At 70.0% G+C, this 20,417-nt stretch carries 15 protein-coding genes; 9 read left to right on the top strand and 6 right to left on the bottom strand.

Annotated features, from left to right (window positions below; all coding sequences use genetic code 11):
* Window positions 1-38: 38 nt before the first annotated feature.
* Window positions 39-3,797: a hypothetical protein gene (locus tag bpln_RS16300; RefSeq protein ID WP_055139288.1), complete on the bottom strand. Its 3,759-nt coding sequence runs from the start codon at window positions 3,795-3,797 to the stop codon at window positions 39-41.
* 602 nt (window positions 3,798-4,399) lie between these two features.
* On the opposite strand from bpln_RS16300, the gene bpln_RS16295 reads away from it, so the two are divergent.
* The 8 genes from bpln_RS16295 (at window position 4,400) to nagE (ending at window position 14,767) form a co-directional block, all read left to right on the top strand.
* Window positions 4,400-5,290 (top strand): LysR substrate-binding domain-containing protein, encoded by an 891-nt coding sequence (locus tag bpln_RS16295; RefSeq protein ID WP_042626068.1) that lies wholly within the window; start codon window positions 4,400-4,402, stop codon window positions 5,288-5,290.
* A gap of 209 nt (window positions 5,291-5,499) precedes the next feature.
* Window positions 5,500-5,958, top strand: a complete 459-nt coding sequence (locus tag bpln_RS16290) for a DUF6196 family protein (protein WP_055139287.1) — start codon at window positions 5,500-5,502, stop codon at window positions 5,956-5,958.
* A 35-nt stretch (window positions 5,959-5,993) separates the two neighbouring features.
* Window positions 5,994-6,560, top strand: a complete 567-nt coding sequence (locus tag bpln_RS16285) for a LysR substrate-binding domain-containing protein (protein ID WP_055139286.1) — start codon at window positions 5,994-5,996, stop codon at window positions 6,558-6,560.
* A gap of 209 nt (window positions 6,561-6,769) precedes the next feature.
* Window positions 6,770-7,522, top strand: a complete 753-nt coding sequence (locus tag bpln_RS16280; RefSeq protein ID WP_055139285.1) for a maleate cis-trans isomerase family protein — start codon at window positions 6,770-6,772, stop codon at window positions 7,520-7,522.
* A gap of 660 nt (window positions 7,523-8,182) precedes the next feature.
* Window positions 8,183-9,286, top strand: a complete 1,104-nt coding sequence (nagA, locus tag bpln_RS16275; protein ID WP_042626763.1) for an N-acetylglucosamine-6-phosphate deacetylase — start codon at window positions 8,183-8,185, stop codon at window positions 9,284-9,286.
* Window positions 9,279-10,286: an SIS domain-containing protein gene (locus bpln_RS16270; protein ID WP_042626066.1), complete on the top strand. Its 1,008-nt coding sequence runs from the start codon at window positions 9,279-9,281 to the stop codon at window positions 10,284-10,286. The genes nagA and bpln_RS16270 overlap by 8 nt, the downstream gene beginning before the upstream one ends.
* Before the next feature lie 15 nt (window positions 10,287-10,301).
* Window positions 10,302-12,890 carry a phosphoenolpyruvate--protein phosphotransferase gene (ptsP, locus tag bpln_RS16265; protein WP_042626762.1) on the top strand — a complete coding sequence of 863 codons (2,589 nt, stop codon included), beginning with the start codon at window positions 10,302-10,304 and terminating at the stop codon, window positions 12,888-12,890.
* Window positions 12,891-12,979: 89 nt separating this feature from the next.
* On the top strand, window positions 12,980-14,767 hold the full coding sequence (gene nagE, locus bpln_RS16260; protein ID WP_055139284.1) for an N-acetylglucosamine-specific PTS transporter subunit IIBC: 1,788 nt from the start codon (window positions 12,980-12,982) through the stop codon (window positions 14,765-14,767).
* 108 nt (window positions 14,768-14,875) lie between these two features.
* On the opposite strand, the gene cydX is transcribed toward nagE, so the two are convergent.
* The 5 genes from cydX to rpoH form a co-directional block, all read right to left on the bottom strand.
* A complete protein-coding gene (cydX, locus tag bpln_RS16255; protein WP_042626064.1) occupies window positions 14,876-15,004 on the bottom strand; it encodes a cytochrome bd-I oxidase subunit CydX in 129 nt (42 codons plus the stop codon).
* Between the two features lie 64 nt (window positions 15,005-15,068).
* Entirely contained in the window at window positions 15,069-16,205 is a 1,137-nt protein-coding gene (gene cydB / locus bpln_RS16250; RefSeq protein ID WP_042626063.1) for a cytochrome d ubiquinol oxidase subunit II, read from the bottom strand.
* Between the two features lie 37 nt (window positions 16,206-16,242).
* Window positions 16,243-17,817, bottom strand: a complete 1,575-nt coding sequence (locus bpln_RS16245; protein ID WP_042626062.1) for a cytochrome ubiquinol oxidase subunit I — start codon at window positions 17,815-17,817, stop codon at window positions 16,243-16,245.
* Window positions 17,804-18,076: a cytochrome oxidase putative small subunit CydP gene (cydP, locus tag bpln_RS16240; RefSeq protein WP_042626061.1), complete on the bottom strand. Its 273-nt coding sequence runs from the start codon at window positions 18,074-18,076 to the stop codon at window positions 17,804-17,806. The genes bpln_RS16245 and cydP overlap by 14 nt, the downstream gene beginning before the upstream one ends.
* Before the next feature lie 443 nt (window positions 18,077-18,519).
* Complete coding sequence (gene rpoH, locus bpln_RS16235) at window positions 18,520-19,455, bottom strand: RNA polymerase sigma factor RpoH (RefSeq protein WP_042626060.1); 936 nt, start codon at window positions 19,453-19,455, stop codon at window positions 18,520-18,522.
* 364 nt (window positions 19,456-19,819) lie between these two features.
* On the opposite strand from rpoH, the gene bpln_RS16230 reads away from it, so the two are divergent.
* On the top strand, window positions 19,820-20,389 hold the full coding sequence (locus bpln_RS16230) for an acyloxyacyl hydrolase (RefSeq protein WP_042626059.1): 570 nt from the start codon (window positions 19,820-19,822) through the stop codon (window positions 20,387-20,389).
* The last annotated feature ends 28 nt before the right edge of the window (window positions 20,390-20,417 follow it).

Genomic DNA, 20,417 nt, shown 5'->3' with positions numbered 1-20,417 from the left:
CCACGGCAATCGCCGGCCCGACGCGTCTCCCGCGAGGTCTACGCCTCGCGCATCACCGCCTGGAAGCCGATGTTGCGCGACTCGGCATGGAACATCGCACTGGCGTTGACTTCGCGGGTCCGCCCGACGATCGCCGCGAACGCGTCCAGCAGCGGCCGTCCTTCGCCGCACAGGTAAGCCGTGCGTTCGCGGATCGACTTCGCGCCCTCGAGGCGCGCCCGCGCCGCCGCGAGATCGATGCCGTCCAGGCTCACGTCCTCGTCGAGCGCGCCGGCCGCGGCTAGCGGCGCGCCCGCCGCCGTCGAGCCCGGCGCGTGGCGCTGTACCTGACGCGCCGTTTCGGCCACGCGCCGGAACGGCGCCGACGCGTAGTAGCGGAAGAACTCGTTGGTCTTCGGCGCGTCCTCGAGTGGCGTGCCGTCCTGCGCCGCGCGGGCCTTCGCGTCGAGGAACTCGGCATAGCGCTGCACCGTGTCGACGATCGTCGAGGCCGTGGCGAAGTAGCCGTTGCGCACGCGCGGATGCGCGTCGAAGCGCGCCGCGAGCCCGGCCGGCGTGGCCGCGTCCGGATGATCGAGCAGCGCGGCGAGCTTCGGATGCTGCAGCATCAGGTAGCTGAGGTCCGAGCCCATGATCTCGCCTTCGAAGCCTTGCGACGAGTCGGTATGCGAGATGCCCGGCGTGAACATGCCGACGTGGGTCGGCACCGTCACCGAGAGGTTGAGGCCGGCATTCTGGTTGTTGAGCACGCGCACGTACTGCAGATGCGTCGAGCGCACGCCGAGCCCCGGCGGCTGCCGGAACTTCATCACGATCGAGCTGCCTTCCGAGGCGTCGAACACGAGCCCCTGCATCTGCCGCGCGATTTCGGCGCTGTCGATCTTCGGCTGGTCGGTGGCGAGCGCCTCGTTGAGCCGGCCGACCGCGCCGCGCACCGCCGCCTGCAGCGCCGCGCCGGCGAGCGGCTTGCCGCCGTTCGCGGTGAGCGTGATCTGCCAGAACTTGCCGACCCGGCTCGGGTTGATCTGGTGGTCGGCGTAGAGGAATTTCGCCTCGGCCGAGAGCGTCAGGCCGCCCGTGTCGCTGGCGATGCTGACCGGCCCGAGCGACTTCTGCCAATGGCCGAGCAGCGCGCCGAGCGCGTTGATTTCCGCGCCGCCCGAGGCCGTGGCGCGCACCAGCACGTCCCAGCGCTGCCACAGCGCCTGCTCCTTGAGCGGGCCGTTCTTCTGCACGTCGTGCTTCTTCATCGGCAGATAGAGGCGGTCGAGCAGCTCGCGCGCCTCCGCATAGCCGCGGTCGGCCTGCTGCGCGGCTTGCGCGTGGGCCACGTCGCCGTGCGAGAGGCGCTCCTTGGTGATGCCGATGTGCGTGCCCACCGCGCCGAGCGCGAGGCTGATGCTGGCCTGGCTGGCCGCCACGAAGCGCTCGGGGCGAGCCAGCGCGTCGGCGCGCGAGTAGCCGCCGTGCCAGACCTCCGCGTTGATCCGCTCGAACGCCTCGCCGCGCAGCGCGTCCAGCTGCTCGCGCGCCGGCCGCGGCAGCGCGCGGTCGCTGCGCGCGAGCAGCGTGGCGGCATCCTCGATGAAGTTCAGGTAGAGATGACCGAGCCCGTCCGCCTCGGCCGCGGCGCGCTCGAGCTGCGCCACCGAGGGTTCGGCGATCGCGTTGCGGAACTGCGCGGGGATCGACGCCTCGTCGCCGTACAGTTCGCGCACGGGCGCCGCCATGGCGGGCATCGCCTCGTCGCCGGCCGCGCCCTGCAGGCGCCGGCGCATCAGGTCGTAGAGCCGCAGCGCGGGCGGCGTGGCGCCGCCGCAGCGGGCGTCGAGCCGCTGGTGCAGCGCGAGGGTCGCCCGGAAGTCCTTGTGATGCGCCGGATCGAGGATCTGGTGCGGGGCGTTGGCCGTCTCGGTGAAGAACTGCAGCAGGTCGCCGCGCGCGAGCAGGTCGAACGTGCCGCCCGCGCCGAGGTTCGGGCTGCCGTCCGTGGCGCGGCCGAGGCTGCCGTCGACGGCCAGCGTCGCCTCGCGGAACGCCACGCGGCGGTCCGCGTAGGCCACCGAGTCGGGCACGTCGCGGCGCGGCGCGGGCGGCAGCGGCTGCCGGTCGGCGATACGCCGGCGCAGCACGTCGCCGGTGGCGGGGTAGGCCTGCGCGACGATCGCATCGAACACCGGCGCGTCGCCGTGGGCGCGCTGCTGCTCGTCGAGCGCCATGGCAAGCAGCGCGGTCTTCACGCCGTTGAAGCCCTTGGCGAGCTTCCGGTCGGTCAGGAAGTACGGCCGCTCCGGCGCCGGCACGTAGTTGCGGTTGAGGCCCTGCGAGACCTTGTCCTTGAAGTGTTCCCAGCCGTGGACGAGCTTGCGCGTCTTCGGGCCGGACGAGGTGATCCACGAGCGGTTCGCGTCCATGTTGGCCACCAGCTTCACGAGCTCGCGCAGGTCGTCATGCTCGAAGTAGGTGCCGCCGGCCGAGTACGCGGCCTGGCCGTTCAGGCGCGCGGCCCAGTTCGCGATCTTGCTGCCGATGCCGCCCTGCAGCGCGACGCTGTACGAGGTCCAGAAATCGATGTCGCGATCGTCGTCGGAGAAGAAGGTCCGGCCGGCCGACGCGCTGCCGCCGACGTGGCCCACGCCGACCGAGTATTCGAGGCTCGCGCCGGTACTGGTCGCGACGTTCGGGCCGGACACGCCCTGGCTGATGCCGGGCGCGACGCGTTCGAGCCGCGCGACCTCGCGCTCGGCGTAGTGCGCCATCAGGTCGGGCGCCGCCGCGCTCAGGTGGATGCGCTTGAGCTCCGTCATCAGGCCGGCGAGCAGGAAGTACGACATGGCCCGTTCCCGCGCCGGCACGCCGCCGGCGGCATTGCCGTGGTTCGCGTGATCGCGGTCGAGGTAGCGCGCCAGCACGCGCGCGGCGCGCGACGCGCGGGCGAAGCCGTCGCGGATCGCGAGGCCGCGCTGGTCCGGGCGCAGGCCGGAGTCCGCGGCGACCGTGCCGATCCCGGCGAGTTCGCTGGCGAGCCGCTCGCGCAGGCGCGTGCCGGCGGCGGACGCGGGAATCTCGGGCAGCGCCGCGGCCAGCGCGGCGACGGTCTGCTGCAGGTGCGCGACGTCGAGGCCGCCCTGTTCCATATCGATCACGGCGCCAGTGGGCAGCGCGACGGCGGCGGGCGCGGGCGCTTCGATCGCCGCGGGCGCGTCGAGCCGGATGCCTGCATCGGCGGGCGCGGCGTCGCCCACGGTGCCGGGCGTGCTCGTCGCATCGGGGGCCGCGGCCTGCCGTTGCGCGGACTCGCGTTGCAGCGCGCGCACTTCGCGTTTCGACCGCGTGGCCGGATCGGCGAGCCGGCGCGCCAGTTCCGCATCGCCAAGCCCGGCGGTCTCGGCGATCTGCGAGCGCGCCGTGTGCCGGTCGAGCGCCGCGCGCATCGCGTTCGGCAGGCGCGAGGTGCGCAGCGGCGGTGGCGGCGTGCCGGTGGCGGTATCGGCGGACGCCTCAGCGGGCGCGTGGGTCGCGGCCTGCCGCTGTGTCGCTTCGCGATGCAGCGCGCGCGCGCCGCGCCCGTTCAGGTTCGGATTGCGGGCCGCCAGTGCCAGCTCGCTGTCGCCGAGGCCGCTCGCGCTCGCGGTCTGCTTGCGGGCGGTCGCCTTGTCGACGAGGTTGCGCAGCCCCTCGGGCAGGGCCGTGCTCGCGCGGGCGCGGCGCTCGAGGTCCTGAAGCGGTGCCGGAGCCGGGCGCTCCTCGTCCGGTTCGGTGTGCGCGCGACGCGAATTGATGCTCGTTGGCTTCATGGCAGGCTCCAGCTGGGCGCGGGCGGCCGGCGCGTCGCTTCGCCGGGTTCCGTGCCGGCGCCGGACGGCGCGGCGTGTCTGCACGATCCCGGTGCGAGCCGACGACGGAGCATGCCCGCTTCACGGCCGCTCACGGGCCATGGTGGGTCGATGGTTCGGGTCTGGGGCGAACTCGCCCATGTCATCGAGCATGGTAGGGACGCGCCATCGCGTTTCGAGACGAAAGGCGAAGCGGCGAATGCGGCCGCGAAGCGCGCGGCGCCGGTCGCGCCGGTCCGCCGGTCCGCCGCCGTGGTGCGGGCGAGGTGCGCGTACCGCGTGTCGTCGCGCCGGTCGCATGCCTCGACGACGCCGGACGATCCCGGCGCCTCGTGGTGCCGGAGGCAGCGCATGGCCACCTGCGCGGACTGCCGGCCAATCCCGTCGCGCGCGATGGCATCCGCGCGGCGCGGTCGAATGGAACAGCCGTCGCGGCGGCGCGCGCGATGCCGCCGCGCTCGGCCATGACCGCGGCGTGAGAGGCGCGGCGCGTGCGCCGGACGCCGCGATCCGCCATGCCATAATCGTGGCGCATTCCGCTCCCACCGCAGGCGATCCCGTACATGGCCATCCGACCCAATCTCGACATGGACGTCCTGCGCACCTTCGTGCTCGGTTTCCGGCTCGGCAGCTTCGCGCGCGCCGCCGAGCGGCTCGGGCGTTCCCAGTCGGCCGTGAGTACCCAGCTGCGGAAACTGGAGGATCAGATCGGCGCGCAACTGGTGCAGCGATCGGGCCGGGGCCTGGCGCTGACCACCGCGGGCGAGGCGCTGCTCGGATATGCGCAGCGCCTGCTCGAACTCAACGACGAGGCCGTCGACAAGGTGCGCGGCGCCGAGCTGGAAGGATGGGTCCGGCTCGGCATGCCGCAGGACTTTGCCGACACCTTCCTACCCGGCGTGCTGGGGCGTTTCACGCGGGCGCATCCGAAGGTGCGCGTCGAGATGCATGTCGAGCGCAGCGCGCCGCTGAAGGAAAAGACCCTGCGGGGCGGCCTCGACGTCGCGCTTGCCTGGAACGACGGCGGCCCGGCTCCGCATGCCTCGCCCATCGCGGACGTGCCGATGGCCTGGATCGGCCGCCCGGACCTGCTCGACGTCGGGTCGCTGAAGGCGGCCTCGCTGCCGCTGATCGCGTTCGAACCGCCGTGCCCGTTCCGCGCGGCCGCCATCGCCGCGCTGGACGGGGCGGGCATCGCCTGGCACGTGGTGTTCTCGACGCCGAGCCTGTCGGGCTTGTGGGCGGCCGCCGAAGCCGGGCTCGGGCTGGCCGTGCGCACCGTCGTCGCGGTCCCGCGCGGCGTGGAGGTGCTCGATCGCGCCGCGCTCGGCCTGCCCGCGCTGCCGCGCATGCCGCTCACGCTGTATCGGGCCGACGGCGCCGCCGGCGCCGCCGTCGAGCGGCTCGTCGAACTCGTGCTGGAAGCGGTGCGCGACCAGATCGGCCACGCGTGAAACGCGCGCGGCCGGCACCGGCTCGCGCTGGAGAGCGGCTTCGATAAACCCGAAGTCGGTCTTCGGAATTATCGAAGCCCCTCGAAGGTGGCGGGTGATAGATTGCCGTCAGCCGATCGTCACGGCGGCGCGCTCGTCACGACGGGGTGCCATCGTTCGTTGCATGCGCAACGAGATGATCGTGGTTCCCGTCTTTCGAGAGATTTCCGATGGTCGATATTTCACACGAAACCGCCGAACTGACCGAGCAGCGCCTGCGCCGCGTGATCACCGAGGCGCGGCTGGTCGTCTATCCCGGCAGTTACCGGTTCGACGAATTCCCGCTGGATCGTTTTCCCGCCGCGGCCCGGGCCGACGCGCTCGCGCTGGTGCGCGACGACCAGGTATGGAGCCAGCTGGTTCCGGGCGAGGAGGCCGGTCACGAACGCTTCGGCGTGTTCCGCTTCCACTTTCCCGAAGGCGCCGACAACAGCGGCTTCGTCGGCTGGCTCGCCACCCACCTCAAGCGCCGCTTCGGCACCGGCGTGTTCGTGACGTGCGGCCAGAACAGCGCCGCCGGCGGCATCTTCGATTACTGGGGGGTGCCGGCCGAGCTGGCGCAGCCGGTCTTCGCCGAGGTCGGGCGGCTGGTACGCGGCGACGGCGATGAATCGGACGCCTTGCCTTGAGTGCGTCGGCCACGGCCCGCCCGGCGCCTCGATGCGTGCGTTCGCGCAGCGTCGCGATCACCGAGGCCGTCGCGCGGAACGCCGCCGACATCGGCGTCGTCACGCGCCTGCCGCATGACGCCGACGTCGAGATGCATGCGTTCGGGGCCGACGAGCTGATCGTCGTCGTGCCCGGGCGTCATCCGCTCGCAGGCCGGCGGCGCGTGTCCTTCGCCGAGACGCTCGACCACGAGCACGTGGTGCCCTGCTCGGGCACCCATCTGCGTTTCCAGATGCTCGGCGCCGCGAGCCGGGCCGGCAGGACGCCGCGCGGCAGGGTGGAGGCGGCGTCCCGCGATGCGTCGTGCGCGATGGTGCGCGCCGGCGCGGGCATCGGCATCCTGCCGCGCGCCAGTGCGAAGGCCTGCCGGCCGCCCGCGACGCGGCTGCTCGCGCTCGACGAACCGTGGGCCCGGCGCGAGCCGGCGGTGGGCGTGCGCCTGGCCGACGCCCTGTCGGCTGCGGCACGGCTGTTCCTCGATCATTTGCGCGCCCGCGCCCGCGCCCGCGCCCGCGCCCGCGCCGACGCCGACGCCGACGCCGACGCCGACCGGCCGTCGTAACGGTTCGCGATGGCAGGCTGCCCAATCGCTGTTGTACAGCGGCGCGCCGCTCCCCTGGCATCGTCTTGACATGACGCGGGTCGAGCCGGCCGGCGTGGCCGATCGGATCCGGATGCGACGCGCGATCGTCGCGACGACACATAGGATCGCCGACCATCGCGTGACGGCCGTGCGCCTCGATCGCCGCTCCCAACTTTCGAGGAAACACCATGGCCACCTACCCGATCGGCCAGATCGTGCCGAGGTCCAACACGACGAGGGAAACGGAAATTCCGGCGATGCTGAACGCGCGCCGCGAATGCTTTCCAGACGAGCGCTTCACGTTTCATGCGGCACGCATGCGCATGATGCACGTCACGGCCGACGAACTCGCGAAGATGGCCGAGCAGGACGACCGCCGCGTGCTCGAACCGAGCGATGCGCGTTGCGACGTGCCGGCCTACGCGGGCCTCGTCGCCATCATGGCGCAGGGGGCCGGCTATCACCGCGTGTCGGAGGCGCGTCTGCGCGGCGTGGTCGAGCAGAGCGGCGCGCCGACGCCGATCCTGAGCTCCGCCGGCGCGCTGGTCGAGGGCATCCACGCGCCCGGCACCCGGCGCGTCGCCATCGTCACGCCGTACATGAAGCCGCTGACCCGCGAGGTGATCGATTACATCGAAAGCGAGGACATCGAGGTCACCGATTCGATCAGCCTCGAGGTGGCGGACAATCTGGCGGTTGGGCGCCTCGATCCGCACGACCTGTCCGGCCATGCGGCTCGGCCCGACAGCCTCGAGGCCGATGCCGTGGTGCTGTCCGCCTGCGTGCAGATGCCGTCGCTGCCGGCCATCCAGCCGGTGGAGGACCGCCTCGGCAAGCCGGTGTCGTCGGCCGCCGCGTCGACTGTTCACCGGATGCTCAAGACGCTCGGGCTGCAGGCGCGGGTGCCGAATGCCGGCCGCTTGTTGACGGGCGCGTACTAGCCGGCCGACGGGGCGCACGATGGGGCCGCCCGCGTGCGGCGAGTTTGCCGTGGCGTGCCGCGCGCCGTCGGGCGCTCGCGATCGAAATCCGGCGCGGCGTCGCCACGCCGGTCCGGACGGCCAGCCGGCTTCGCGACGGCGCATCGACTCCGTCCGTCGATACCAGTACGACCAACTGGTTCTATGCAGGTATGGTTGCCGACCGGCATGGCGCCTCCGCCGGCCGCGTTCGCATCGTGCCCCGGACACCGTATCGGGGTAAATACCGAACCGAAAAAACCCCGTAAACAAAGCGTTACTTCAACTAAAACACGCGAGCGGCGCGGCATTTCGGAGGATGCGTTCACCGCCGAAGTTAAAATTGACTGGTATTAGTTTGGTTATATAATCGGCTCGCTTCGGCTGGGTCGGCCGGGTCGGCACGAGCAGCCCGCCGGCGCGACGCAGGCGCCGCGCCTCGGCGGACTCGCTCCGACTTCGCCGTCGGCCCGCCGTGGCGACGGGACGCGAATCGCGTCGCGTGGGCGTGCTGGAACCCGCCGCGCCGCCGCGCTGTCCCGTTAATCAGCCGCCGTCATCGAGGCATCGGTGCCATGTCCATCGGCGCCCGCCGGCCGGCTTCCTCTCGCAACCCGCATGACCCGGATACAAGTGAACGAGATGCTGACCGGAAACCTACTGACCGCCGAAGGCTGGCGCCACGGCACGATCGAGTTCGGCAATGGCCGGATCACCGCGCTGTCGGGGCACGCCGTCGATCCGTCGAAGAACGACGCGCCGTACATCGTGCCGGGCTTCATCGACCTGCACGTCCACGGCGGCGGCGGCGCCGACGTGATGGAGGGCGGCGACGCGATCGAGACGATCGGCCGGACCCATGCCCGCTACGGCACCACCAGCCTGCTCGCGACCACCATGACGGCGCCGCGCGACGAACTGATGAACGTGGTCGCGCAGCTCGGCGAGCGCGCGCGCAACCGCACGCCGGGCTGCGCGCGCGTGCTCGGCGTGCATCTCGAAGGCCCCTACATCAACCCCGGCAAGCTTGGCGCGCAGCCCGACGCGGCCGTGTCGGCCGCGCTCGACGAGGTGCTGCGCTATCTCGCGATCGCGCCGATCCGCGTGGTCACGCTCGCGCCCGAGATCGCCGGCCACATCGAGATCATCTCGGAGATGGCCGCGCGCGGCGTGCGCGTGCAGCTCGGCCATTCGCTCGCCACCTACGAGGACGGCGTCGCCGCGCTCAAGCACGGCGCCTGCGGCTTCACCCATCTGTTCAACGCGATGTCGCCGCTGCACCACCGCAATCCCGGCCTGGTCGGCGCCGCGCTCGCGCACGCCGAGTACGCGGAGATCATCCCCGACCTGCTGCACGTCCACCCGGGCGCGATCCGCGCCGCGCTGCGCGCGATTCCGCGCCTGTACGTGGTGACCGACAGCACCTCGGCCACCGGCATGCCCGACGGCGAATACCGGCTCGGCAGCCAGCACGTCACCAAGTGCCTGGGCGGCGTGAGGCTGGCCGACGGCACGCTGGCCGGCAGCACGCTGACGATGGATCAGGCGTTCCGCAACCTGGTGTCGATCGGGCTGCCGATCGCCGACGTGTCGAACCGGATGTCGCGCTACGCGGCCGACTATCTCGGTCTCGAGGACCGCGGCCGCCTCGCGCGCGGTGCCTGGGCGGACATCGCCGTGTTCGATCGCGACCTGAATCTGAGCGCGACCTACGTCGAAGGAGAATCGATTGTCGAATATGCTTGAAGAGGCGCGCGAAGCGTCCCGCGTGGTCGCCGCGCAACTGGCCGATACCTCGCGCGTCGAGGCGCTCGCCGGGCGCCTGCTCGCCGCGCCGCCGCAGGTGGTGCTGACGGTCGCGCGCGGCAGCTCGGACCACGCCGCCAGCTATTTCGCGAGCCTGACGATGAGCCGGCTCGGCGTGCCGGTGGCCTCGCTGCCGATGTCGGTGGCGACGCTGCAGCAGGCGCCGCTGCGCGTGCGCGGCCAGCTCGCGATCGGCTTCTCGCAGTCGGGCAAGAGCCCCGACCTCGTCAACACCCTCACCGCGCTTCGCGATGCCGGCGCGCTGACGGTGGCGGCCGTCAACGTGCTGCCGTCGCCGCTCGCCGACGCCTGCGAATACGCGCTGCCGGTCGAGGCCGGTCCCGAGCTGTCGGTGGCCGCCACCAAGAGTTATATCGCGATGCTGTCGATGTCGGCGCAGATCGTGGCGCTCTGGCAGCGCGACGCGGCGCTGATGACGGGCCTGCGCGCGCTGCCCGAGACGCTGGCGGGCGCCGGCCTGCTCGACTGGACCGCGGCGATCGACGAGCTGCGCGAGGTCGAGCGGATGATCGTGATCGGCCGCGGGCTCGGCCTCGCGATCGCGCAGGAGGCCGCGCTGAAGCTGAAGGAGACCTCCGGCATCCAGGCCGAGGCGTTCTCGAGCGCCGAGGTGCGGCACGGCCCGATGGAGCTGATCGACCGCGACTACCCGCTGCTGGTGTTCGCGCCGCCCGGCCCCGAGCAGGCCGGCCTGCTGCAGCTCGCGGCCGACATGCGCCAGCGCGGCGCGCGGGTGCTGCTGGCCGCGCCCGAAGGCACGCCCGGCGCGATGCTGCCGCTCGCGCGTGCCGCCCACACGGCGCTCGATCCGATCGCCGCGATCCTGTCGTTCTACGTGATGGCCGCGCAGCTGGCGGTCGCGCGCGGGCGCGATCCGGACGCGCCGCGCCACCTGAACAAAGTCACCGAAACACATTGAGCCGCGAGACAGACGATGAGACGTGCCGAGGAGTCCCAGTTGAAGAACGCATCCCCTGACCAGTTCGTCCTGCTCGCGCCGCTGACGGGGCCGGTCGTACCGCTTGCCGAGGTGCCCGATCCGGTGTTCTCGGGCGGCATGTTCGGCGACGGGATCGGCATCGATCCGCTCGAGGGCCGGCTCGTCGCGCCGTGCGCCGGCATCGTCACGCACCTCGCGCGCACCGGCCACGCGGTCACCATCACCACCGCCGAGGGCGCCGAGGTGCTGCTGCACATCGGCATCGACACGGTCGAGCTGAGCGGCCGCGGCTTCACGCCGAAGGTCGAGGCCGGCGCGCGCGTCGAGCCCGGCGACGTGCTGGTCGAGTTCGATACCGACCTCGTCGCGCAGGCCGCGCCGAGCCTCGTGTCGGTGGTGGCGATCGCCAATTCGGACGCGTTCGAGATCGTCGAGCGCGCCGGCAGCGGGCTCGTGCGCGCGGCCGTCTCGCCGCTGCTCACGCTGCGCGCGACCTCGACCGAGGTGGCCGCCGCCGCGCGCGACGTCGCCGACGCGATGGAAGCGCGCCGCCAGATCACGCTCGCGCACGCGGGCGGGCTGCACGCGCGGCCGGCCGCGCGGGCGCGCGAAGCGGCGCGCGGGCTCGACGCGCGCGTCCACGTCCATTTCGGCGAACGGCGCGCGGCGATCGAGAGCGTGGTCGGGCTGCTCGCGCTCGGTGCCGGCGAAGGCGCCGTGATCGAGCTGGTCGGCGTGGGGCCGCAGGCGGCCCAGGCCGTCGACGCGATCGCCGAGGAACTGCTGCGCGCCGCCCACGGCGAGGTCGAGACGCGCGCCGCGCATGCGTTCCAGGCGCCGCCCACGGTGCCCCGGATGCCGCACGCGAACGGCGCCGCGCTCGATCCGAACACGCTGGCCGGCGTCTGCGCCGCGCCCGGCATCGCGGTCGGCAAGCTGGTGCGCTGGGACGAGGCCGAGCTGAACCCGCCCGAACTCGCGAGCGGCACGCCGGCGGCCGAGAGCCGCCTGCTCGACAACGCCCTCGCGGCCGTCGACGCGGAACTCGAGCACACCGTGCGCAGCGCCTCGCAGCGCGGCGCGGTGGGCGAGGCCGGGATCTTCGCCGTGCATCGCGTGCTGCTCGAGGATCCGGCGCTGATCGATGCGGCGCGCGACCTGATCAGCCTCGGCAAGAGCGCCGGCCACGCGTGGCGCGAGACCATCCGCGCGCAGATCGCGGTGCTCGGCAAGCTCGACGATCCGCTGCTCGCCGAGCGCGCGGCCGATCTTCGCGACATCGACAAGCGCGTGCTGCGCGCGCTCGGCCTGACCGCCGGCGTCGCGCGCGAGCTGCCCGAGGAAGCGGTGCTCGCCGCCGAGGAATTCACGCCGTCCGACCTCTCGTCGCTCGACCGCCAGCGCGTGACCGCGCTCGTGATGGCGCGCGGCGGCGCCACCTCGCACGCGTCGATCATCGCGCGCCAGCTCGGCATCCCGGCGCTGGTGGCGGTCGGCGACGCGCTGTTCGCGATTCCCGAGCAGACCCAGGTGGTGGTCGACGCCACCGCCGGCCGGCTCGAACACGCGCCGACCGCGCTCGACGTCGAACGCGCGCGGCTCGAACGCCAGCGCCTGGCCGGCGTGCGCGAGGCGAACCGGCGCCAGTCGGGCGAGGCGGCCGTGACGGCCGACGCGCGCCGCATCGAGGTGGCCGCCAACATCGCGACGCTCGACGACGCGAGGACGGCCGTCGAGAACGGCGCCGACGCGGTCGGCCTGCTGCGCACCGAGCTGCTGTTCATCCACCGCCAGGCGGCGCCGACCACCGACGAGCACCGCGACAGCTACCAGTCGATCGTCGACGCGCTGCAGGGGCGCACCGCGATCATCCGCACGCTCGACGTCGGCGCGGACAAGGAAGTCGATTACCTGACGCTGCCGCCCGAGCCGAACCCGGCGCTCGGCCTGCGCGGCATCCGCCTCGCGCAGCTGCGCCCCGACCTGCTCGACGACCAGCTGCGCGGCCTGCTCGCCGTGCAGCCGCTCGGCGCGGTGCGGATCCTGCTGCCGATGGTCACCGACGTCGGCGAGCTGGTGCGGATTCGCGAGCGCATCGACGGCTTCGCGCGCGAGGCCGGCCGCAGCGAGCCGATCGAGGTCGGCGTGATGATCGAGGTGCCGTCCGCCGCGCTGCTCGCCGACCAGCTCGCGCAGCACGCCGATTTCCTCTCGATCGGCACCAACGACCTGACCCAGTACACGCTCGCGATGGACCGCGGCCAGGCCGATCTCGCGGCGCTCGCCGACGGGCTGCATCCGGCCGTGCTGCGCCTGATCGAGGTGGCCGTGCGCGGCGCCGAAAAGCATGGCAAGTGGGTGGGCGTATGCGGCGCGCTCGGCGGCGATCCGCTCGCCGTGCCGATCCTGATCGGCCTCGGCATCACCGAGCTGTCGGTCGATCCGGTGTCGGTGCCGGGCATCAAGGCGCGCGTGCGCGGCCTCGACTACGCGCTGTGCCGGCAGCGCGCGCAGGATCTGTTGTCGCTCGAATCCGCGCAGGCGGTGCGGGCGGCCAGTCGTGAAATCTGGCCGCAGCCGTGAGCGGTAGCGGGCCCGGATTCGCGTCGTGTAGTTCCCTCACGCAACATCAACACATCAACAACGAAAGACGAGACGATTTGGAGGTCTGAATGGACGGGAATCCGTTTCTGAAAATACAGAGCCTGGGACGGGCGCTGATGTTGCCGATCGCGGTATTGCCCGTGGCGGGCATATTGCTGCGGCTGGGCCAGTCCGATGTGCTCAACATCAAGATGATCGCCGACGCGGGCGGCGCGGTGTTCGACAACTTGCCGCTCCTGTTCGCGATCGGCGTGGCCGTCGGTTTCGCGAAGGACAACAACGGCGTCGCGGCGCTCGCGGGCGCGATCGGCTACCTGATCGAAACCGCGATCATGAAGGACATCGACCCGAAGCTGAACATGGGCGTGCTGTCCGGGATCATTGCCGGCATCGTGGCGGGGCTGCTCTACAACCGCTACAAGGACATCAAGCTGCCGGACTACCTGGCGTTCTTCGGCGGCAAGCGCTTCGTGCCGATCGTGACAGGCCTGGTCTGCGTGGTGCTCGGGATCGTGTTCGGCTACATCTGGGGGCCGATCCAGAACGTGATCGACGCGGCCGGCCACTGGCTGACCACGGCGGGCGCGATCGGCGCGTTCGTGTACGGGTTCCTGAACCGGCTGCTGCTCGTCACCGGGCTGCACCACATCATCAACTCGCTCGCCTGGTTCGTGTTCGGCACCTTCACGCCGCCCGGCGGCGGCGCGGCGGTGACGGGCGACCTGCACCGTTTCTTCGCGGGCGACCCGACCGCGGGCGGCTTCATGGCGGGCTTCTTCCCGATCATGATGTTCGGCCTGCCGGCCGCGTGCCTGGCGATGTTCCACGAGGCGCCCAAGGAGCGCCGCGCGGTGGTGGGCGGCCTGCTGTTCTCGATGGCGCTGACCTCGTTCCTGACCGGCGTGACCGAACCGATCGAATTCAGCTTCATGTTCCTCGCGCCGGTGCTGTACGTGATCCACGCGGTGTTGACGGGGCTCTCGCTCGCGATCTGCCAGCTGCTCGGCGTGAAGCTCGGCTTCACGTTCTCGGCCGGTGCGATCGACTACGTGCTGAACTACGGGCTCTCGACGAAGGGCTGGATCGCGATCCCGCTCGGCCTCGCCTACGCGGTCGCCTACTACGGGCTGTTCCGCTTCTTCATCCGCAAGTTCAACATGGCCACGCCGGGCCGCGAGCCGGCCGGCGACGTGCCGCCGGCCGCGGGCAGCCTCGGTGGTGTGGCGGGCGCGGCCGGTGGTTTCGCTGCGGCGCAGGTCGCGGGCGGGGCGGCGGCGCCGCGCGCGGTGCGCTACATCGCGGCGCTCGGCGGCGCGGCGAACCTGACGGTGGTTGACGCCTGCACGACGCGGCTGCGTCTGTCGGTGGTCGATCCGGAGCAGGTCTCCGAGGCGAACCTGAAGGCGATCGGCGCGCGCGGCGTGCTCAAGCGCGGCGGCAGCAGCGTGCAGGTGATCATCGGGCCGGAGGCGGACCTGATCGCCGACGAGATCCGCAGCGCGATCGGCAGCGGCGCGGCCGTGGCGGCGGCTCCGGCTCCGGCCACCACGCCGGCAGCGGCGGCGGTGCCGGCCGGCGAGGCCGGCCCGCTCGATCCCGATCCGATGCGCTGGCTCGCCGTGTTCGGCGGCGCGACCAACGTGGTGTCGCTCGACGCGGTCGCGGCCACGCGGCTGCGCGTGGTGGTACGCGATCCGTCGGCCGTTGATCGCGACCGGCTCGCGAGCGTGGACGTGGCCTGGGTGTCGACCGACACGTTCCACATCGTCTGCGGCAGCTCGGCCGCGCGCTACGCGCAGCAGATGTCGACGCGCCTGCCGCCGGCCGGCGGCGGCGCGGCCGTGCAGCCCGCGTGAGCGTTGCGCGGCGCCTGCCGCGCGGCCAGCAAAAACGGCGCCCTCGGGCGCCGTTTTTTCATGGCGGTGACGGCCGCACGCGCGGGGGCGCGCCACCGTGGCCGGCGATCAGCGATCGCTGCCGGGTTTGCGCGCGTCGAGCGCTTCATGCGCCTCGTGCGATTCGAGCCACATCGCGTTGATCACGCCGAACGACAGCGCGACGCCGATGCCGAGAATCCAGGTGAAGTACCACATGTGTCGGGCTCCGGAAGAATGGGGTTCGGGTGAGCGGCCGGGCGGCGGGCGCCCGGCGCGCCGGTCAGTACAGCGTATGGTGGTTGTCGTTGAGCACCTGCGAGGTGACCTTGCCGCGCATCACGCGGTAGACCCAGCCCGTGTAGAGCAGCACCAGCGGCAGGAACACGATCACGGCGCCCAGCATGACCTCGAGCGTCAGGTGGCTCGAGGTCGAGTCCCAGACGGTCAGGCTGCTGCGCGGATCGAGCGAGGACGGCATGATGAACGGGAACATCGAGAAGCCGGCCGTCAGGATCACGCCGACGATCATCAGCCCGGTTGCCACGAAGGCCGTCTTTTCGCGCCGCGAGGCGGCCAGCAGCGCGGCCAGCAGGCCGCCCGCGAACGCGATCACCGGCGCGACGATCATCCACGGATAGGTGCCGTAGTTCGCGAGCCAGAGCCCGTGGCCGGCCGCCACCTGCTTCATCAGCGGGTTCGCGACGGTGTCGAGCGGGGCGGCCTGCGTGATGTGATAGCCGCCGATCGACGAGGCGACCAGCGCGCCGGCGATCGCGAACAGCACCACCGCGGCCAGCGCGCTCAGACGCAGGGCGCGGCCCGCGCGCTGCGCGATCACGCCGTCGGTCTTCATGCGGATGAACGCGGCGCCGTGCGCGAGCAGCATCGTCAGCGAGACCAGCCCGCAGAGCAGCGCGAACGGGTTGAGCAGGGCCCAGAAGCTGCCCGTGTAGGTCACGCGCAGATCGCTGTCGAACGCGAACGGCACGCCTTCCAGCAGGTTGCCGAACGCCACGCCGAACACCAGCGCCGGCACGAAGCCGCCGATGAAGAGGCCCCAGTCCCAGCCGCTGCGCCAGCGCGGATCGGTGCGCTTGCTGCGGAAGTCGAAGCCGACCGGCCGGAAGAACAGCGCGAACAGCACCAGCAGCATCGCGAAGTAGAAGCCCGAAAACGAGGCCGCGTACACCAGCGGCCAGGCCGCGAACATCGCGCCGCCGGCCGTGATCAGCCAGACCTGGTTGCCTTCCCAGGTCGCGCCGACCGTGTTGACGATGATGCGGCGCTCGTCGTCGTTCTTGCCGAGGAACGGCAGCAGCGCGGTGGCGCCCATGTCGAAGCCGTCGGTAAGCGCGAAGCCGATCAGCAGCGTGCCGACCAGCACCCACCAGATCACCTTCAGAGTAGCGTAGTCCATAACGATTCCTTGTCGGGGTTCGGTGAAGCGGCGCGCGTCAGGCGGCCGAGCCGGCGGCCTGCTGCTCGTGGTGATAACGCCCGGTGTGCAGCGACGACGGCCCGAGCCGCGCGTACTTGAACATCAGCGTGATCTCGATCACGAACAGTGCGGTGTAGAACGCGACGAAGCCGGCGATGCTCAGGTACAGGTCGCTCGACACGAGGCTCGACGCGGACAGATGGGTCGGCAGGATGCCGGCGATGGTCCACGGCTGGCGCCCGACTTCCGCGACCACCCAGCCGAACTCGGCCGCGAGCCACGGCAGCGGGATCGCCCAGACGGCCCAGCGCAGGAACCAGCGGCGCTTCGGCTGCAGCAGGTCGCGCCGCAGCGAGAACCAGAACGCGAGCACGAAGGTGGCGAGCAGCAGGAAGCCGAACAGCACCATCAGACGGAACGAGAAGAACACGGGCGCCACGGGCGGGATCGTCTTCTTCGCGGCTTCGGCGATCTGCTGCGGCGTGGCATCGGTCACGTTCGCGGTGAACTGCTTGAGCATCAGCCCGTAGCCGAGATAGGCCTTGTGCGCGTCGAACTGCGCGCGGGTGGCTTCGCTGGTGTCGCCGGACTTGAGCTTCTGCAGCGCCTGGTAGGCGACCATGCCGCTGCGGATGTGATCCTCGCTGCGCTTGATCAGGTCGTTGAGGCCCACCACCGGTTCGTCGATCGAGCGCGTCGCGATCAGGCCGAGCGCATACGGGATCCGGATCGCGTAGTCGGTGCGCTGCGTTTCCTGGTTCGGGATGCCGAACACGGTGAACGCGGCCGGCGCCGGCGCCGTATCCCATTCCGATTCGATCGCGGCGAGCTTCACCTGCTGCACTTCGCCGGTGGTGTAGCCGGACTCGTCGCCGAGCACGATCACGCAGAGCGCCGAGGCGAGGCCGAAGCCGGCCGCCACCGCGAACGAGCGCAGCGCGAACGCGGTGTCGCGGCGACGCAGCAGGTACCACGACGAGATGCCGAGCACGAACATCGAGGCCGTCACGTAGCCGGCCGAGACCGTATGCACGAACTTGACCTGCGCGACCGGGTTGAACAGCACGTCGGACAGGCTCGCCAGCTCCATGCGCATGGTCTGGTAGTTGAACTGCGCGCCGACCGGGTTGTTCATCCAGCCGTTCGCCACCAGGATCCAGAGCGCCGACAGGTTCGAGCCGAGCGCGACGAGGAACGTGACGATCAGGTGCTTGACCTTCGAGAGCCGGTTCCAGCCGAAGAAGAACAGCCCGACGAAGGTCGATTCGAGGAAGAACGCCATCAGCCCTTCGACGGCGAGCGGCACGCCGAAGATGTCGCCGACGTAGTGCGAGTAGTAGGACCAGTTGGTGCCGAACTGGAATTCGAGCGTGATGCCGGTGGTCACGCCCATCGCGAAATTGATGCCGAACAGCTTGCCCCAGAACTGCGTCATGTCCTTGTAGACCTGCTTGCCGGTCATCACGTAGACGGCTTCCATGATGACGAGCAGCCAGGACATGCCGAGCGTGAGCGGAACGAACAGGAAATGGTAAAGCGCGGTGACGCCGAATTGCAGGCGTGATAGATCGACGACTTCACTGCTGATCATGGTGGTCCCCGGTGGAAGTGTGGACGGCGGTCGTCCCGAGCAGTTGCGCGGCGACCGCGGCGACTGGCAGCGACATGTGCTCCGCTTGTGGATGATTGAAGAACGCGTATTTGAGCGTCATCAACAGGACCAGCTTGATGGCCAGCACGACCGATATATCGCGAATCAGCGTGGGGCCTTTCGTCCAGGAGATGAAGCGCGCGCGCAAGGACGGCGGTCCGTCGCGAGGCGCGGATTTGCGGGTGAGGATCAGCGGCATGATCGTGTGGGTGACGCTCGAAAGTGAGGAAGACGAACCGGTGAAAAATCGCCGATTTAGGTCAACTGCAGCACTGCAATTTTAAAATTGTGCGCTGCGATAATTGACCGCCTCGATGCGGCAGACGGTCGCAAAACTGGCTCTACGGTTTGATGTGACTCAAATGTCGATTGAGCGGCGCGCTGAGCACCTGATTTGCGGTAAATCGCGGGGACAAGTGCTGATTGTATTTATAGTTCGCGATCCTGAGCTTGTCAGCGTCGAGTGCAATAGTGCGACGATTGGCATCACGCGCCGGGAGGGACGCCGACCGATCGGCGAAACAGGTAGTGCGGGGGAGGGGGGAGCGCACCATCAAGAGAAAGGCCCGCGGTGTTGCCACCGCGGGCCTTGAACTTCGGAGCTTGAAAGCCGGACGCTGCCGCCGGTGCCGGCGGCGCGTATCAGGCGTAGGCGGCCAGCGCCGCGCGCATCTTCTTCATCGCACTGGCCTCGATCTGGCGGATGCGTTCGGCCGACACGCCGAACTCGGCCGCGAGGTCGTGCAGCGTCGAGCCGCCGGAGCCGTCGTCGTCGACGTTCAGCCAGCGCGCCTCGATGATGCGGCGGCTGCGCGCGTCGAGCGATTCGAGTGCTTCCGAGATGCCTTCCGTCTGCAGACGGTCGCGCTGGCGCGAGGCGATCACCGAGGTCGGCTCGTTGTGCGAGTCGGCCAGGTAGGCGATCGGCGCGAACGATTCCTCGCCGTCCTCCACCTGCCCTTCGAGCGCGATGTCGCCGCCCGACAGACGCGTTTCCATTTCGGCCACGTCCTCGCGCTTGACGTTCAGCTCCTGCGCGAGACCGTCGATTTCCTCGGGCGTCATCGCCTGCATGCCTTTCTTGTGGCTGCGCAGGTTGAAGAACAGCTTGCGCTGCGCCTTCGTGGTGGCGACCTTCACCATGCGCCAGTTGCGCAGGATGTATTCGTGGATCTCGGCCTTGATCCAGTGGATCGCATACGAGACGAGCCGCACGTTCTGGTCCGGATCGAAGCGCTTGACGGCCTTCATCAGGCCGATGTTGCCTTCCTGGATCAGGTCGCCGTGCGGCAGGCCGTAACCGAGATAGTTGCGTGCGATCGACACCACCAGGCGCAGGTGCGAGAGCACCAGCCGGCGGGCCGATTCGAGATTCTGCTGATCGCGGAATTCCGTCGCATACTGACGCTCTTCCTCGGGCGTCAGCATCGGGATCCGGTTCACGGCCTGGATGTAGGCGTCGATGTTGCCCAGCTGGCCAGGCAGCATCGAATTCGAGGCGAGCGCGAGCGCGCCTGCCGGGGAGGCCTTCGCCGGCATCGAGCCGAGGGTATTCGGAAGGGTCAGAGCGTTGCTCACATAAACTCCTTTGGAATCAGGGACGAGCCCCGTAACAAGGCGATTCCACCGGGCTATCTTAGCACTCTCGCCAAGCGAGTGCTAAACACTTAGAGGGGAAAGGGCCATTCGAGTTCCCGATGAGCTATTGATGAATATATTTTGATAGTTTTTGTATGTCGCCAGGGTCAACTCGTATTCAAATCGACGTGTTTTGGTGAGATTTGCGGGAGACGTTTTCGATTCTTGTCGTTTGCGAAGCAAACCATTTCGTTCAACGATGCCGATCGGAAAAGTCCTTTACCATAATATGCAGTTCGTTTTTTGAGCCAGCCGTGATGGCTTGCGGTGGCGCTCCATTCAACCCCGGAATCTGGAGTAAAGGATGCATAACAAGAAGAATCTCAGGACGGGACGGTGGCTGGCCGGCATGGCGCTGGCGCTGACACTGTCGGGCGGATGCAATGCCGCATTCGCCGATCGCTGGGGTGTGCAGGTGGCGGGCGGTATCGCCGACCACGACATGAAGAAGGCAGACCTCGGCATCGTCTGGGATCCGGGCTGGTCGTGGTGGCAGGTCGGCGACTGGCATTTCACGTTCGTCGCCGAAGGTCATGCGGCGTATTGGCACTACGGCGGAGACCACGCGGTCAATTCGAACATCGGCGAATTCGGGGTCACGCCGGTGTTCCGCTTCATCAAGCGCACCGGCTACGTGCGACCGTTCTTCGAGGCCGGCGTCGGCGTGCGCCTGCTCACGCATCCGCACATCGCTACCGACTACACGATGTCGACGGCGTTCCAGTTCGCCGACATGGTCGGGGTGGGCGCGCAGTTCGGCAGCCGCCAGCAGTATCTGGCCGGCTTCCGTTTCCAGCACGAGTCGAACGCCAGTATCAAAGATCCGAATCCTGGTATAAATTTCAGCCAGATCTATCTGCAGTACAACTTCTAAGCGGCACGCGCGGCGCGCGCGGGGCCTG

The sequence above is a fragment of the Burkholderia plantarii genome (assembly GCF_001411805.1).
GTDB classification, from domain to species: Bacteria; Pseudomonadota; Gammaproteobacteria; order Burkholderiales; family Burkholderiaceae; genus Burkholderia; species Burkholderia plantarii.
Note: the sequence above shows the minus strand (reverse complement) of the source record. Positions and strands in the feature narration are given on the sequence as shown.